General features: G+C 73.5%; 10 protein-coding genes. All 10 read left to right on the top strand.

What is annotated here, in order from left to right:
• Window positions 1–15 precede the first annotated feature (15 nt).
• The 10 genes from ligA (at window position 16) to STTU_RS08485 (ending at window position 16502) form a co-directional block, all read left to right on the top strand.
• Entirely contained in the window at window positions 16–2331 is a 2316-nt protein-coding gene (ligA, locus tag STTU_RS08530; RefSeq protein WP_007821806.1) for an NAD-dependent DNA ligase LigA, read from the top strand.
• A 1074-nt stretch (window positions 2332–3405) separates the two neighbouring features.
• A complete protein-coding gene (locus STTU_RS08525) occupies window positions 3406–5586 on the top strand; it encodes a putative bifunctional diguanylate cyclase/phosphodiesterase (RefSeq protein ID WP_007821804.1) in 2181 nt (726 codons plus the stop codon).
• 415 nt (window positions 5587–6001) lie between these two features.
• Entirely contained in the window at window positions 6002–6298 is a 297-nt protein-coding gene (gene gatC, locus STTU_RS08520; protein WP_007821802.1) for an Asp-tRNA(Asn)/Glu-tRNA(Gln) amidotransferase subunit GatC, read from the top strand.
• A gap of 4 nt (window positions 6299–6302) precedes the next feature.
• Entirely contained in the window at window positions 6303–7796 is a 1494-nt protein-coding gene (gene gatA / locus STTU_RS08515) for an Asp-tRNA(Asn)/Glu-tRNA(Gln) amidotransferase subunit GatA (RefSeq protein ID WP_007821800.1), read from the top strand.
• Window positions 7793–8035 carry a hypothetical protein gene (locus STTU_RS08510; RefSeq protein ID WP_009068823.1) on the top strand — a complete coding sequence of 81 codons (243 nt, stop codon included), beginning with the start codon at window positions 7793–7795 and terminating at the stop codon, window positions 8033–8035. Before gatA ends, STTU_RS08510 begins: the two co-directional genes overlap by 4 nt.
• 16 nt (window positions 8036–8051) lie before the next feature.
• On the top strand, window positions 8052–9563 hold the full coding sequence (gene gatB / locus STTU_RS08505; protein WP_007821795.1) for an Asp-tRNA(Asn)/Glu-tRNA(Gln) amidotransferase subunit GatB: 1512 nt from the start codon (window positions 8052–8054) through the stop codon (window positions 9561–9563).
• A 426-nt stretch (window positions 9564–9989) separates the two neighbouring features.
• The gene (locus STTU_RS08500; RefSeq protein ID WP_007821792.1) at window positions 9990–12260 is read left to right on the top strand and encodes an MMPL family transporter; all 2271 of its coding nucleotides are present in this window, start codon (window positions 9990–9992) and stop codon (window positions 12258–12260) included.
• Window positions 12261–12287: 27 nt separating this feature from the next.
• Window positions 12288–12875: a GNAT family N-acetyltransferase gene (locus STTU_RS08495; protein ID WP_007821790.1), complete on the top strand. Its 588-nt coding sequence runs from the start codon at window positions 12288–12290 to the stop codon at window positions 12873–12875.
• 157 nt (window positions 12876–13032) lie between these two features.
• The gene (locus STTU_RS08490; RefSeq protein ID WP_007821789.1) at window positions 13033–13419 is read left to right on the top strand and encodes a hypothetical protein; all 387 of its coding nucleotides are present in this window, start codon (window positions 13033–13035) and stop codon (window positions 13417–13419) included.
• A gap of 62 nt (window positions 13420–13481) precedes the next feature.
• Window positions 13482–16502, top strand: a complete 3021-nt coding sequence (locus STTU_RS08485; protein WP_007821787.1) for a helix-turn-helix transcriptional regulator — start codon at window positions 13482–13484, stop codon at window positions 16500–16502.
• The last annotated feature ends 46 nt before the right edge of the window (window positions 16503–16548 follow it).

Here is a 16548-nt window from a genome sequence, read left to right as displayed (position 1 = left end):
ACGGGAGGACGCACGATGGCAGGCGAGAAGACGCAGGACAGCACGGCACAGGCGGAGGACGCCGGGCCCGTCGACGCGGGGACGGGGAGCGCCGGGACCGAGGCCGCCGTGCCCGCCGACGTGCGCGAGGAGCACGACCGTATCGCCCGCGAGGTCGACGAGCACCGCTACCGCTACTACGTCAACGACCAGCCCGTCGTCAGCGACGCCCAGTTCGACGAGTTGCTGCGCCGGCTGACCGCGCTGGAGGAGGAGCACCCGCAGCTCCGCACGCCCGACTCACCCACCCAGAAAGTCGCGGGCGACTACCAGCAGTTCACGCCCTTCGCCTCCGTCGAGCACCGCGAGCGCATGCTCTCGCTCGACAACGTCTTCGACGACGAGGGCCTCGCCGCCTGGGCCGAACGGCTCGCCAAGGAGATCGGCGCGCCCGGCTACCACTACCTGTGCGAGCTGAAGGTCGACGGCCTCGCCGTCAACCTCACCTACGAGAACGGGCGCCTCACGCGCGCGGCGACGCGCGGTGACGGCCGCGTCGGCGAGGACATCACCCCGAACGTACGGACCATCTCGGACATCCCCGAACAGCTCGCCGGGGACCGGGTCCCGGAGCTGGTCGAGGTGCGCGGCGAGGTCTACTTCCCGATGGAGGACTTCGAGGCGCTCAACGCCCGCCTCGTCGACGCGGGCGAGAAGCCCTTCGCCAACCCGCGCAACGCGGCGGCCGGTTCCCTGCGCCAGAAGGACCCCAAGGTCACGGCGACCCGCCCGCTCCACATGGTCGTGCACGGCATCGGCGCCCGCGAGGGCTTCACGATCGACCGCCTCTCGCACGCCTACGAACTCCTCCACGAGTGGGGCCTGCCCACCGCCAGGCACAACAAGGTCGTCGACTCGCTCGACGGCGTGCGCTCCTTCATCCGCTACTACGGCGAGCACCGGCACTCCGTCGAGCACGAGATCGACGGCGTCGTCGTCAAGCTCGACGAGATCCCCCTCCAGGGCCGCCTCGGCTCCACCTCGCGCGCCCCGCGCTGGGCCACGGCGTGGAAGTTCCCGCCCGAGGAGGTCAACACCAAGCTCGTCGACATCCGCGTGGGTGTGGGGCGCACCGGGCGCGTGACGCCGTACGCCGTCGTCGAGCCCATCGTCGTCGCAGGCAGCGAGGTCGAGTTCGCGACCCTGCACAACCAGGACGTCGTCAAGGCGAAGGGCGTCCTCATCGGCGACACCGTCGTGCTCCGCAAGGCGGGCGACGTCATCCCCGAGATCCTCGGACCCGTCGTCGACCTGCGCGACGGCAGCGAACGCGCCTTCGTCATGCCCGCCGAGTGCCCCGAGTGCGGGACACCGCTGCGCGCGATGAAGGAGGGCGACATCGATCTGCGCTGCCCCAACGCGCGCTCCTGCCCTGCCCAGTTGCGGGAGCGCATCTTCTACCTCGCGGGCCGCAAGAGCCTCGACATCGAACACCTCGGATACGTCGCCGCGACCGCCCTCACCCAGCCGATCGAGCCGAGCGACCCGCCCGTGCGCGACGAGGGCGACCTCTTCGACCTCACCGCCGAGGAACTCCTCCCGATCCGCTCCTACGTCCTCGACCAGGACTCGGGGCTGCCCAAGCGCGACCCGGCGAGCGGCGAGGAGAAGATCGTCACCTTCTTCGCCAACAAGGAGGGCGTCGCGAAGAAGAACACCCTCTCCATGCTGGAGAACATCGAGGCCGCCAAGCAGCGCCCCCTCGCCCAGATCCTCACCGGCCTCTCCGTCCGCCACGTCGGCCCCGTCGCCGCCGCCGCGCTCGCCCGCGAATTCCGCTCCATCGACCGGATCTTCGCGGCCGAGGAGAGCGAACTCGCTGAGACCGAGGGCGTCGGCCCGACCATCGCCGCCTCGCTCAAGCAGTGGTACGAGGAGGACTGGCACCGCGAGATCCTCCGCAAGTGGAAGGCGGCGGGCGTCCGCATGGAGGCCGCCGAGTCCGAGACCGACAGCGGCCCGCGCCCGCTCGAAGGTCTCACCGTCGTCGTCACGGGCACCCTGGAACGCTGGACCCGCGACGCGGCGAAGGAGGCGCTCCAGTCGCGCGGCGCGAAAGTGACGGGCTCGGTCTCGAAGAAGACCTCGTTCGTCGTCGTCGGCGACAACCCCGGCTCCAAGTACGACAAGGCACTGTCGCTGAAGGTCCCGGTCCTGGAGGAGGACGGCTTCGCGATCCTCCTGGAAGAGGGACCGGAGGCAGCCACGGAGGCGGCGGTCAGACCGGCCGAGGAGAACGAGGAGCAGGGGGAGCCGGGGGAGCGGGGCGAACAGGAAGGGCAGGAAGCGTAGGAGTTGAGCGCGGCGACGGCGGGGCGGCGGGCGGCTTGGGGCTGCGGGGGACGCTGAGGCCGCTGAGGGCCCTGGGGGGTGGCGGGGAGCCCCCACGCCGTGCCGCGGGGGAGGGGCGCGGAACGGGCCGTGCGCCGGGGCGCTCGGGCGGTGTGCGCGGGCTCGCCCGTACGGGAACGAACGGCGCCCGGCGGGCGGTTGACCGGCGCCTCGCGCGCCGTCGCGGATGGCCGGAACGCGGGTGAAGCTCCGCCCGTTCGGCGCATACCAGACGCATCCGTAAGGCCGGGGCGCATTCGGGCAACCCCGTGCTACGCCTGCCCCAGGAGGCCCTTCGCGGCCTAGTGTGGACTGGCGCGCCCGCCGTCTCCGCCCGCGAGGCCGGAACGGGGGGCTCCGCACCGAAGGCTTCGGGCCGGGGTACGGGTACCGCCGGTGGTGAGAGGGACGGGAATGGAACCGACCGAGAGCGTCGCCCCAGTCTCCAGGCTGCGGCAGCGCATGCGCCAAGCCCTGCGAAGACTGCGCACGCTCGCCGGAAGGGACCCCCTGCCTCCCACCCGCACCCCACCGCCCGCACCCCCCGGGCCCGCCACCCCCACCGACGCCCCCGACCCACCCGAGGGTCCGACCCCTCGCCCCTCTCTCCCGCACCGCCCGGCACAGCCTGCCGGAGGAGCGGGGTCATTGCGGGGAACGGAGCGGCAGCGGCTCGCGGCCGACGCCTCGGATCTACACGGCGGCGGACGAGCCGATGCGGGGGCCGCGGCACGTGGACGACCGGAGTCGCCGGTACGCGGGGCTGAGTTGGCGGTACCTGATGCCGCGTCGGCCGGGTGTGGCTCCGAGGCGGCCGGGCATGGGTCTGATTCGGCGGGGCGTGGCTCCGCGTCGGCGGTGCACGGGGCTTCGGCCGGGCGCGGGTCCGAATCGGCGGCGGGTAGTGGCGAGTCGGCGGCGCGTGAACCTCAAGCCGTAGGGGCTGAGCGGAAGTCCTCGGCGCGTGGAAACGGGGTCGACACGCCTCGGGCGCGGCGCGGAGCGCGTGGGGCCAAGGGCGGGGCGCGGGCGCTGGTGAACCAGGCCGAGGGCGGAGGCTCGGGAACGTACGGAGGCATATCCGGCGGCGTGCGCGGTGGTGGCACCGGCGGCGGGGCGGGAAGCGCGTACGGGAGCCCACCGAGGGGGGCCGGGGCGGCGTCCGGGCGGGGGCTGCCCGCGCTGCCGGCGGCCGTCGTGGCACTCGCCGCCGCGCTCCTCGGTACGGGCGTCGTGCGCGCCCTCGGCACTCGGCACGGACTCTTCCCCGGGGGTGTCGACGGCTGGTCCCTTGCCGTGCTCACCGGCCTCATCGTCGGGCACCTCGTCGCCCTCGGCAGGGACCGCTGGTGGGGCGGCACAGGCTCGGGCGCCGCGCTCACCCTCGCCGTCCTGCTGCTGTACGGGTGGCTGCCCGCCGTCCTCGTGAGCCTCACCGTCGTCGTGCTCGTCGGCCTGGCCCGCCGGCACCGCTGGCGCCGAGGCGTTCTGCACGGTGCCGTCGACATCCTCGGCACCGTCGCCGGGGCCCTCGCGCTCGCCGCCTGCGGCGTCACGCCGAGCGTCGAGCAGCCCTGGCACCCCGAACGCTGGGACCTCTACACCCTCCCCGAACTCCTCCTCACGGGCCTCGCCTACCTCCTGGTCACGCGCGTCCTGCTGTGGCTGCTGAACACCCCCCGGTCCCCGCGCCTGCCCACCGCGACGCGTACCGCGGTGAACCGGCAATTCCTTGTCGCTGTCGCCCTGCTCGGGATCGCCCCCCTCATCTGCGTCGTCGCCGCCTACCGGCCCTTTCTGCTACCCCTGTTCGCCATCCCCCTCTACGCTCTCGACACCTCTCTTTGGATGGCGCACGCTCGGGCTGAAGAACAACTGCGCGATCCGCTTACCGGACTGCCCAACCGGCAGTGGCTCCTCGAACGCATCTGGACCGCGCTCGACGCCGCCGAACGGGAGGGCGGCCGGACCGCGCTCCTTCTGATCGACCTCGATCGTTTCCGTTCCGTCAACGACACACTCGGTCATCTCGCGGGCGACCGCCTCCTCCTCCAGGTCGCCGAACGGCTGCGGGTCTCACTGCCCCGCGAGGCGGAGGCCGCCCGGCTGGGCGGGGACGAGTTCGCGATACTCCTTCCCGCCGCCGACTCGACCACCTCCGCCCAGCGCCTCGCCCGCCGCCTGGTCGGCGAACTCGGCTCCCCCCTCGACCTCGACGGGCTGACCCTCGTCCTGGAGGCCAGCGCCGGCGTGGCCGTCTTCCCCGACCACGCGCTCGACGCGGAAGGGCTGCTGCGCCGCGCGGACGTGGCGATGTACCAGGCCAAGCGCGATCGCACCGGCGTCGAGGTCTACGAGTCGAAACGCGACTCCAACACCCCTGACCGGCTGGGCCTCCTGGGCGACCTGCGCCGTGCCCTCGACACCGGCGACGTCGAGCTGCACTACCAGCCGAAGGTCCGTTTCGACGGCGAAGTCGCGGGCCTGGAGGCACTCGTGCGCTGGGTGCACCCGGAGCGCGGGAAGGTGCCGCCGGACGAGTTCATCGCCATCGCCGAGAGCAGCGGCCTCATGCCGTACCTCACGGAGTACGTGCTGGAGACCGCGCTCGCCCAGGTCGCACGGTGGCGCGCGCAGGGGCTCTACGTCCCTGTCGCGGTGAACGTCTCTCCCCGTGACGTCCACACCCCGGGCTTCGCGGGAGCCGTCGCGGGACGCCTCGCGCGGCACGGCGTCCCGCCGGGCGCCCTTCAACTGGAGATCACCGAGCACGTACTCCTCGAAGACCCCCAGCGTGCGGCGGACACTCTCGCCGGCCTCACCGGGCACGGCGTGAAGATGTCCCTCGACGATTTCGGCACGGGTTACTCCTCCCTTGTCCACCTGCGCCGCCTCCCCGTGAGCGAGCTGAAGATCGACCGCTCGTTCGTCGCCCGCCTCGCCATCGACACCGAGGATGCCGAGATCGTGCGGTGCACCGTGGATCTCGCCCACTCCCTGGGTCTCGTCGTCGTCGCCGAGGGCGTCGAGGACGACGAGACGTGGGAGAGGCTGCGAGACCTCGGTTGTGACGCGGTCCAGGGCTGGCTGGTCTCGGCCGCGATGCCCCCGGAGGAGACCACCGCCTGGCTGCGTGCACGTGGCGCGGCCCGCCGCCTGGAACCTCGGGCGGCGTGCCCGCCGCAGGTCCGGGGAGGGGGAACCGCGGCGGGGTGAGACCGGTAACCCTCGTCGCCCCCTGCGTGCGGCATGCGGCAGGCGGTGGGGGCTGACGGAGCAATGGTGCTTGGTGCTGGGTGAGGCACCGGTCCTCGCGCTGGGCCCACAGTGACACATCTCGGCGGCCCGTGCCCCACGCCGGGAACGCCCGCCACCTGCAAGAGTGAGAGGTTTTTCGGGAAAGGCGAAGTTATCCACAGATTCGGTGGATTGGTGCGGGGAGGGGTGCGGGGGCTGGAAGACTGGTTACGGGGTGCCCCCCTGGGAGGGCGGGGGCTGCGCTCACCTCGCGTACGGGCGCGCGCCTCCCCGCCCCACCCCCATCCCACCCCCGCCCCGCCCCACCGCCCTCCCGCTCGGCCATAGGATTGCCCCCGTAGTCCATGAACCGAGACCCCAGAAGGATCGCCGCATGCCTGGCATTACGCGCGAGGAGGTAGCTCACCTCGCACGGCTGGCGCGCCTGGAGCTGTCCGCGGAGGAGCTGGAGCACTTCGCAGGACAGCTGGACGACATTCTCGGCGCGGTGGCCCGCGTCTCCGAGATCGCCGACCAGGACGTACCGCCGACCTCTCACCCGTTGCCGCTGACCAATGTCATGCGCGCGGACGAGGTCCGACCCTCGCTCACCCCCCAGCAGGCGCTCTCCGGGGCCCCCGCGCAGGAGCAGCAGCGATTCAAGGTTCCCCAGATCCTCGGGGAGGACTGACGCGATGACCGACATCATCAGGCTCACCGCCGCCCGGACGGCGGAGAAGATCGCCTCCGGCGAACTCACCGCCGTCCAGGTCACCGAGGCCCACCTCGCCCGGATCGAGGCCGTGGACGAGAAGGTCCACGCCTTCCTCCACGTCGACCGCGAGGGCGCGCTCGCGCAGGCCCGCGCCGTCGACGAGAAGCGCGCCCGGGGCGAGAAGCTCGGCCCGCTCGCCGGCGTGCCGCTCGCGCTCAAGGACATCTTCACGACCGAGGGCGTGCCCACGACGGTCGGCTCGAAGATCCTGGAGGGCTGGATCCCGCCGTACGACGCGACCGTCACCCGGCGCCTCAAGGACGCCGACGTCGTCATCCTCGGCAAGACCAACATGGACGAGTTCGCGATGGGCTCCTCCACCGAGAACAGCGCCTACGGTCCCACCGGCAACCCCTGGGACCTCACCCGCATCCCGGGTGGCTCCGGCGGCGGCTCCAGCGCCGCGCTCGCCTCCTTCGAGGCGCCGCTCGCGATCGGCACCGACACGGGCGGCTCCATCCGCCAGCCCGCCGCCGTCACCGGCACCGTCGGCGTCAAGCCGACCTACGGCGGCGTCTCGCGCTACGGCATGGTCGCCTTCTCCAGCTCCCTCGACCAGGGCGGCCCCTGCGCCCGTACGGTCCTGGACGCGGCCCTCCTCCACGAGGTGATCGCGGGCCACGACCCGCTCGACTCCACCTCCATCGACGCCCCCGTGCCGCCCGTCGTCGAGGCGGCGCGCAACGGCGGCGTCGTCGGGATGCGCGTCGGCGTCGTCAAGCAGTTCCGCGGCGAGGGCTATCAGGCCGGTGTCGTGCAGCGCTTCGACGAGTCCGTCGAACTGCTCAAGGAGCTGGGCGCCGAGATCGTCGAGCTGGACTGCCCGTCCTTCGACCTCGCGCTCTCCGCGTACTACCTCATCGCCCCCTCCGAGTGCTCCTCGAACCTCGCGCGCTTCGACGCCATGCGGTACGGGCTGCGCGTGGGCGACGACGGCACCCGTTCGGCCGAGGACGTCACCGCGATCACACGCGGCGAGGGCTTCGGGCCCGAGGTCAAGCGGCGCGTCATCCTCGGTACGTACGCGCTCAGCTCGGGCTACTACGACGCGTACTACGGCTCCGCGCAGAAGGTCCGCACGCTCATCACGCAGGACTTCGCGCGCGCCTTCGAGCAGGTCGACGTCATCGTCTCGCCCACCACGCCCACCACCGCCTTCCCGATCGGTGAGCGCAGCGACGACCCGATGGCGATGTACCTCGCCGACCTGTGCACCATCCCGGCGAACCTCGCGGGCAACGCCGCGATGTCCCTGCCCTGCGGCCTCGCGCCGGAGGACGGGCTCCCGGTCGGGCTCCAGATCGTCGCCCCGGCGATGAAGGACGAGCGCCTCTACAAGGTCGGAGCCGCCGTCGAGGCCGCTTTCGTGGAACGCTGGGGGCACCCGCTGCTTGAGGAGGCACCGTCGCTGTGAGCAACGCACTGAGCAAGGCCAAGGGTTTCAAGAAGTCCAAGACCGGCACCTACGTGTCGATCGGCACCACCGCCTTCGGCGCGATCAACGTCGTCAAGCAGGTCAAGCGCGCCCGCACCGATGGCGACAAGCTGCGCCTGATCGACGCCGTCGTGACCGGCGCAGGCATCATCACCGGGCTCGCCATCCTCTACCGGGAGCTGAAGCGCCTCGGTGACGACGACGTCCTGCTGGGCTGAGAGGGAAAGTTTCACCGTGACCGTCACCGCTGACCTGGTGCCGTACGAGGACGCCCTCGCGTCCTACGACCCCGTCATGGGCCTGGAGGTCCATGTCGAGCTCGGCACCAGGACCAAGATGTTCTGCGGGTGCTCCGCCGCTCAGGGCGCCGAGCCCAACGCGCAGACCTGCCCCACCTGCCTCGGCCTGCCCGGGGCCCTCCCGGTGGTCAACGCCGTCGGCGTCGAGTCCGCGATCCGTATCGGTCTCGCGCTCAACTGCTCGATCGCCGAGTGGTGCCGCTTCGCCCGGAAGAACTACTTCTATCCGGACATGCCGAAGAACTTCCAGACCTCCCAGTACGACGAGCCCATCGCCTTCGACGGCTACCTCGACGTGCAGCTGGAGGACGGCAGCGTCTTCCGCGTGGAGATCGAGCGCGCCCACATGGAGGAGGACACCGGCAAGTCCCTCCACATCGGCGGCGCCACCGGGCGCATCCACGGCGCCTCGCACTCGCTGCTCGACTACAACCGCGCAGGCATCCCCCTCATCGAGATCGTCACCAAGCCGATCGAGGGAGCCGGGAAGCGTGCCCCCGAGGTCGCCCGTGCCTACGTCGCCGAGCTGCGCGAGGTCATCCGCTCCCTCGGCGTGTCCGAGGCGCGGATGGACAAGGGGCAGATGCGCTGCGACGTGAACCTGTCGCTGCGCCCCAACGGGACCACGCCGCTCGGCACCCGCAGCGAGACGAAGAACGTCAACTCGCTGCGCTCCGTCGAGCGCGCCGCCCGCTACGAGATCCAGCGGCACGCCGCCGTGCTCTCCTCCGGGGGCACGATCGTGCAGGAGACCCGCCACTTCCACGAGGAGGACGGCTCCACCACCTCCGGGCGGATCAAGGACAACGCGGAGGACTACCGGTACTTCCCGGAGCCCGACCTCGTGCCCGTGGCCCCGCCGAAGGAGTGGGTCGAGGAGCTGCGCGGCGAACTGCCCGAGCTGCCGCTCGCCCGCCGCAACCGGCTCCGCGAGGAGTGGGGCGTCGGCGCGCACGAGATGCAGTCGATGCTCAACGCGGGAGCCCTCGACCCGATCGTCGCGACGATCGACGCCGGGGCCCCCGCCGACCAGGCCCGCAAGTGGTGGATGGGCGAGCTGGCGCGTAACGCCAACGAGTCCGGTCGCGCGCTCGACGAGCTGCCCATCACCCCCGCGCAGGTCGCGCGCGTCACCGTGCTCGTGGCCGCGGGCGACCTCAACGACAAGCTCGCCCGTCAGGTCATCGACGGCGTGCTGGCCGGTGAGGGCGACCCCGACACCGTCGTCGAGAAGCGCGGCCTCAAGGTCGTCTCCGACGAGGGCGCCCTCGGCACCGCCGTGGACGAGGCCATCGCGGGCAACGCGGCCATCGCCGACAAGATCCGCGCCGGGAAGGTCGCCGCGGCCGGCGCGCTCGTCGGCGCCGTCATGAAGGCGACCCGCGGCCAGGCCGACGCGGCCCGGGTCAAGCAGCTCATCCTGGAGAAGCTGGGCGTGAGCGAGTAACAACCGGCCAACCGACCCCTCCGCGGGTCGGCGAGGGCGGTAAGGGGGCGGTTTCCCACTGAGAGGTGGGGAGCCGCCCCTTTGGTGTACACGTGTGCACTCACCCGGCCCGTTCCGATTCGGTGTACGGATGTGCACCCGGCTCGGCCTCGTCCGGGTGTCCGGGTGCCCCTTGCGTGGTTTCGGGTGTACGGGTGTGCGCCCTCCGGGTGACGATGAGTTCCCCGTCCTGAAAAAGTCTCGTAGGGCGGGAATAAGTCCCTGTGAGGCCGCACACGAAACGGTCAAACGATCAGGTTTTGCTGCCACAGTGTCCGAAACCGCCCGCCCCAGGCCGGTTTCGGGGCCTGCCCCCATGGCGTCCGCAGTCGCGATCGCGCCATGTGGCTCCCTCCGCACGTCCACGAAGCCCCCAGGGAGCCGTCCGTGGCAGCACTCGCCCGCTGGTGCGTCAAGCACCGTCTTCTCACCGTCGTCCTGTGGTTCGTGGTGCTCGCGGGCACCGCGGTGGGCGGGCTGCTCGCCGGTTCCGCGTACTCGAACAACTACGACGCCCCCGGCACCGAGTCCGGCCGCGCGACGCGGCTCCTGGAGGAGAACTTCCCCGGGCTCGCGGGCGACAGCGACACCGTCGTGTGGCACACCGACGAGGGCTCGGTCCGTGCCGCCGCCGTCGAGCAGACGATGGGCCGCACCCTCGACGACCTCGCGGACCTGCCCGGCGTCTCCGGCGTCGCGGGCCCCTACCAGGGCACCGGCGAAGGCGGCGGCATCAGCGCCGACGGGCACACCGCGTACGCCACCGTCACCTTCGACAAGTCCGCCGACGACCTGCCCGCCGGACAGGCGCGAGCCGTCGTCGACACCGCGCGGGACGCGGCGGGCCCCGACCTCCAGGTCGAACTGGGCGGCAGCGCCGTCGCCGCCACCGAATCCTCCGGGCTCCACCTGAGCGAGGCCATCGGCGTCGGCGTGGCCGCCGTCGTCCTCTTCCTCGCCTTCGGCTCGCTCCTCGCGAGCCTCCTGCCCATCGCGACCGCGCTCGTCGCCGTCGGCACCGCCTACAGCGCCATCACGCTCCTCGGCCACGCCATGACCGTCGCCGACTTCGCGCCCATGCTGGGGATGCTCGTCGGCCTCGGCGTCGGCATCGACTACGCGCTCTTCATCGTCACGCGCCACCGCAGAGCCCTGCGGCGCGGCGCCGAGCCCGACAAGGCCGCCGTCGACGCGACGGCGACGACCGGGCGCGCCGTCGTGTTCGCCGGGGCCACCGTGTGCATCGCCCTGCTCGGGATGCTCGTCCTGCGGCTCTCCTTCCTCAACGGCGTCGCGATCGCCGCCGCGCTCACCGTCCTGCTCACCGTCGCCGCCTCCGTCACGCTGCTGCCCGCGCTCCTCTCGTACACCGGCCCCCGCGCCCTCAGCCGCCGCGAGCGGCACCGGCTCGCGGAGCGCGGGCCCGAGCCGGAGACGCCGAGCGGCTTCGCGGCGCGCTGGTCGGCGTTCGTCGAACGGCATCCGCGGCTCCTCGGCGCGGGCGCCGTCGCCGTGGTCGCGCTCCTCGCCCTGCCCACCTTCTCCCTCCACCTCGGCACCTCCGACCAGGGCAACAACCCCGCTACGTCCACGACGCGCAAGGCGTACGACCTCCTCGCGGGCGACGGCGGCGAGGGCTCCGGCTTCGGGCCCGGCGCCAACGGGCCGCTCACCCTCGTCACGCACGTCGACGGCGCGCAGGACCGCCTCGCGCTCGACCGGCTCCACGCCGACCTCGCCGATGTCCGGGGCGTCGCCTCCGTCAGCCCCGTCACGTACGACCAGCGCGGCGACGCCGCGTACCTCACCGTCGTGCCCGGCTCCTCGCCGCAGTCCAAGCAGACCAGCGCGCTCGTCGAGCGGCTGCGCGACGACGTGCTGCCGCGCGCCGAGAGCGGCACCTCGCTCGACGTCGCGGTCGGCGGCGTCACGGCCGGGTACGACGACTTCGCCCGGCTCATCGTCGGGAAGATGCCGATGTTCATCGGCATCGTCGTCGCCCTCGGCTCCGTCCTGCTGCTGCTCGCCTTCCGCTCGCTCGCGATCCCCCTCAAGGCCGCCGTCATGAACATCGCCGCCGTCGGCGGGGCCTTCGGCGTCGTCGTCGCGATGTTCCAGTGGGGCTGGGGCAGCGAACTGCTCGGCCTCGGCGCCTCCGGGCCCATCGAGCCCTTCCTCCCGGTGATCATGGTCTCGGTGCTCTTCGGGCTCTCGATGGACTACCAGGTCTTCCTCGTCAGCCGGATGTACGAGGAGTGGCGCGAGACCGGCGACAACCGCCGCGCGGTACGCGTCGGACTCGCCGAGACGAGCCGCGTCATCAACTCGGCGGCCGTCATCATGATCTCCGTCTTCCTCGCCTTCGTCCTCTCCGGCGACCGCGTCATCTCGATGTTCGGCATCGCGCTCGCCGTCGCCGTCGCCCTCGACGCCTTCGTCCTACGGACCCTGCTCGTGCCCGCGCTCATGCACATGCTCGGTGGTGCGAACTGGTGGCTGCCGAAGTGGCTCGACCGGTGGCTGCCCCGGCTCACGATCGAAAAGCCGGTGTCGGACGAGGACGCCGCCTCTAGAGTCGTGCCCCGTCCGTCTCCGGCGGACGGGAGCGGGCGCGCGGAAGCGCCCGTCCACGAGGACGACCGGGTACGGGCCGGCTGACCGGCCCCGCCCCACCCTGGAGGCACCTTGTTCGCCATTCCGCTCGGCCCCGAGGGCGCGGAGCTGCGGCCCCTGGAGACCTGGCACGCCGCCGAGTTCCTCGCCCACGTCGAACGCGGCCGCGACTTCATCGGCACCTACATAGGTTTCGTCGACGCGGTCGTCTCGGAGGACACCGCGCGCGACCTGCTGCACAGGTACGCGACCAAGCGCGCCGCCGACGAGGGCTACCTCTACGGGATCTGGACCGGCTGCGAGCGGTCGGGAGGGGGCACGCTCGTCGGCGGCGTCCTCTTCCGCGTCTTCGACGCCGCGACCGGCGTCTGCGAGATCGGCTGCTGGCTGGAACCCGCCGGTACGGGACGCGGCCTCGTCACGCGCGCCTGCCGCGTCCTCGCCGACTGGGCCTTCCACGAGCGCGGCATGCACCGCGTCGAGTGGTGGGCCGCCGCCGGGAACACCGCGAGCACCGCCGTCGCCCGACGCCTCGGGATGACGCGCGAGGCGGTCCACAGGGAGAGCAACCCGAGGGGCGGGGTGCGCCACGACATGGAGGGGTGGGCCGTCCTGGCCCACGAGTGGGACGCGCCGAAGGACGGCGTAACGCGCGCCTAAGCCCTCCGGGCGCCGTGCGTAAGGCCCCGCGCCGCACGCGCTGAGGCCCCCGCACGGCGCGTCGTGGGCGATCGGCCGACGCGTCGCCCCCGCCTCAGCGCGGAGGCTGGCACCACGCCGCGGCGAGAAGCGCCGCGGCACGGTCCAGGGGGCGCACATGTGGGGCTACGACTACGAGACGTACCGGACGCGGGCGGCGCAACTGCGCGCCGAGGCCCGCGCGGAGGTGCTGACGAGGGAGGCGGTCGCGGCGGCGCGGCACGCGCGGACGACGCGCCGCCGGGCGGCACGGGAGCGCGGCGCGACGGGGCGGCGGGACGGGGCACCGACGCCGCGTGACGTCGCGTCGGGCGGGTCACGTGACGCCGAGTCCGGGTCGCGCGATGTCGCGTCGTCCGGGCCGCGTGACGTCGCGTCGGTTGGGCACCACGTCGCGTCGCCGGAGCCGCGTGACGTCGCGTCGCGGGGACGCGTCGCGAGGGCGGTACGGGTCCTGCTGCGCCGCGTCCGGCGGGTGCGTGCCGCGCAGGGGGTACGGGGGTGAGCGGGGTCCCGGCGGGCGGGGGGCTCGTCGTGCGCGCGGCGGCGTTGTCGTACCCCTGTGCGATGCTCGGACGCGTGCAGAACCAGTCGCTCAGCCCCGTCTTCGTGGGACGGGACGCCGAGTCGGGCGTGCTCGCCGCCGCGCTCGGCGAGGTGTCGACGCCCGCCGCGGACGGGCCGCGCGCGCTGGTGCTCGCGGGGGAGGCGGGGGTCGGCAAGACGCGGCTCGTCGAGGAGTTCGGGCGCGAGGCGCGGCGCGCGGGGGCGCTCGTCGCGGTCGGGGGCTGCGTCGAGTTGGGGGGCGACGGGCTGCCGTTCGCGCCCTTCGCCACGGCCCTGCGCACACTGCGCGCCGCGCGGCCCGACGAGTTCGCGCGCGCGGGCGCCGGCATGGGCGCCGACCTCGCGCGGCTCCTCCCCGAGACCGCCGGGCCGCGCGCGGGAACCGCGGACGCCGGGCCGCACGCGGGAACCGCGGACGCGCCCGGCCCGTCCGGCGTACCGCACTCCGCCGAGGACAGCGCGCGCCTTTTCGGCCACGTCACGCGGCTCCTGGAGGAACTCTCCGCCGCGCGCCCGCTCGTCCTCGTACTCGAAGACCTGCACTGGGCGGACGCCTCGACGCGCCACCTGTACGCGCACCTGCTGCGTACGCTGCGCGCGGGACGGCTGCTGCTCCTCGCCACGTACCGCTCCGACGACCTGCACCGGCGGCACCCCCTGCGGCCCCTGCTCGCCGAGCTGGACCGGCTGCGCGCCGTGCACCGTATCGACCTCGCGCGCCTCGGCCACGCCGACGTACGCCGCCAGCTCGCCGGGATACTCGGCGCCGAGCCCGAAGCGGCCCTCGTCGACGAGATATACGCGCGCTCCGAGGGCAACGCCTTCTTCGTCGAGGAACTGGCCGTCTCGCTGCGCGCGGGGCACCGCCCGGGGCTCAGCGAGAACCTGCGCGAACTGCTCCTGGTCCGCGTCGAGGCCCTGCCGCCGGACGCCGGGCGGGTGCTGCGCCTCGTCGCCGAGGGCGGCTCCGCCGTCGAGCACCCGCTGCTCGCCGCCGTCAGCGGGATGGCAGAGGACGCGCTGCTCGACGCGCTGCGCGCCGCCACGGGCGCCCACCTGCTGAGCCCGACGCCCGAGGGCGACGGCTACCGCTTCCGGCACTCGCTCGTCCGTGAGGCCGTCGGCGAGGACCTGCTGCCCGGCGAGCGCTCCGCGCTCAACCGCCGCTACGCCGAGACCGTCGAAGCCGCCCCGCACCTCGTGCGCGCCGAGGAACGCGACGCCCGCCTCGCCGGGTACTGGTACGCCGCGCGCGAGCCCGCCAAGGCCTTGCCCGCGGCCCTCCGCGCCGCCGCGAGCGCCCGTGACCGGCACGCGTACGCCGAACAGCTCCACCACCTCGACCGCGCCCTGGAACTGCGCGAGCAGGTGCCGGAGCCCGCACCGGGCACCCCCGTTCCCCTCGACCTCCTCGCCGAGGCCGCCACCGCCGGGCGCATGAGCGGCGAGGCCCGGCGCGCCTACACCCTCGTCGGGCGCGCCCTGCGGCTCCTGGAACAGGAGCCCGACCCGCTGCGCACCGCCTGGTTCCTGACCCGCCGCTCGCGCCTCGCCACCGCGCTCGGCCGCGGCGACGGCGGCGCCGAACTGCGCCGCGCCGAGGAACTCGTGCGGGGACTGCCGCCCTCCGACGTCCACGCCGAAGTCCTCGCGCACCTCGCGGGCTGGGAGATGGTCAACAAACCGGGCCCCGACAGCCTCGTCTCCGCCGAACGCGCCGTCGCCTACGCCCGCATGGTCGGCGCCGTCGACACCGAACTCTCCGCGCACGTCACGCGCGGCGTCCTCCGCGTCGCCGCAGGGGACATCGACGGCGGGCTCGCCGAGCTGTACGAGACGAGGGAGCGCGCCCTCGCGCTCGCGCCCCCCGACCACCTCGCGCGCGCCGTCGCGAACCTCCCCTCCGTGCTCGAAGGCATCGGCCGCTCCGCCGACGCCGCCCGCGTCGCCGCCGAGGGCGCCGGGATCTGCGCGCGCCACGGGCTCGTCGGCAGCGCGGCCTTCACGTGGTCCAACGCCGCCGAGTCCCTCCTCTCGCTCGGCCGCCACACCGACGCCGAGGAGGCCCTGCGCCGCGCCGACCAGCCGGGCGCAGGAGCCGACGTACGGGCCTTCACGGCCCTCACGCGCGGCGGCCTCGCGCTGCGCACGGGCGACACGGCGGCGGCGCGCGAGGCGTACGACACGCTGCGCGCCCTCGCCGGGCCCGACGGCCACGCCCCGCAGCGCCGCCTCCCGCTGCTCGCGCTCGGCATCGGCCTCGCGACCGAGGCACGCGACGCCGTCGCCGGACGCGCCCTCCTCGACGAGGCCCTGAGCACACCCTTCTCGCCCAACGTGCATCGCTACGCGTGGCCGCTCCTCGTCGCCGCCGCGCGCCTGGAGGCCACGACGCGCGGCCTGCCCGCCGCCGACGCGGGCCGCGAGGCCGTCCTCGACCGCATCCGCGCGGCTGCCCGCCCTGTCCCCACGCCCGTGCCGGTGTGGCACGGGTACGCGGAACTGCTGCGCGCCGAGCTGCTGCGCGCGCGGGGCGCGGCGACCGTCGCCGACTGGGAGGGGACGTACGAGGCGCTGCGGGACCTCGACCGCCCCCACGAGACGCTGTACGTCGCCCTGCGCCTCGCCGAGACGCTCCTGGCGGCCGGCGAGCGGGAGCGCGCCGCGCACGTCCTCGCCCCGGTCCGTGAGACGGCCGGCCGCTTCGGGTACGCGCCGCTCGCCCGCGAGGCCGCCGAGCTGGCCCGGCGCGGGCGCCTGCTCCCCGCCTCCGAGCCCCCCGCGCGCCCGGCGCTCGCCCCCGCCCAGACACTCGGGCTCACCGCGCGCGAGAGCGAGGTGCTGCGCCTCGTCGCCGCCGGGCACAGCAACCGCCGCATCGCCGAGACCCTCTACATCTCGCCGAAGACGGCGAGCGTCCACGTCTCGCGCATCATCGCCAAGCTCGGCGTGACGGGCCGCGGCGAGGCGGCGGCCGTGGCGCACCGGCTGCGGCTCTTCCCCGAGCGCGAGGAGGTCTAGCCCGTCGCTCTCCCCCGGACGCTTTCACTCGAACGGGCTTACGCTG

The sequence above is a fragment of the Streptomyces sp. Tu6071 genome (genome assembly GCF_000213055.1).
GTDB lineage: Bacteria > Actinomycetota > Actinomycetes > Streptomycetales > Streptomycetaceae > Streptomyces > Streptomyces evansiae.
This window is presented reverse-complemented; position numbering and strand designations above follow the sequence as displayed.

Excerpts from the sequence above, each read along its gene's own strand:
- ligA (WP_007821806.1), top strand. The coding sequence starts at position 16 with ATGGCAGGCGAGAAGACGCAGGACAGCACGGCACAGGCGGAGGACGCC.
- STTU_RS08490 (WP_007821789.1), top strand. The coding sequence starts at position 13,033 with ATGTGGGGCTACGACTACGAGACGTACCGGACGCGGGCGGCGCAACTG.
- gatA (WP_007821800.1), top strand. The coding sequence starts at position 6,303 with ATGACCGACATCATCAGGCTCACCGCCGCCCGGACGGCGGAGAAGATC.
- STTU_RS08485 (WP_007821787.1), top strand. The coding sequence starts at position 13,482 with ATGCTCGGACGCGTGCAGAACCAGTCGCTCAGCCCCGTCTTCGTGGGA.
- gatC (WP_007821802.1), top strand. The coding sequence starts at position 6,002 with ATGCCTGGCATTACGCGCGAGGAGGTAGCTCACCTCGCACGGCTGGCG.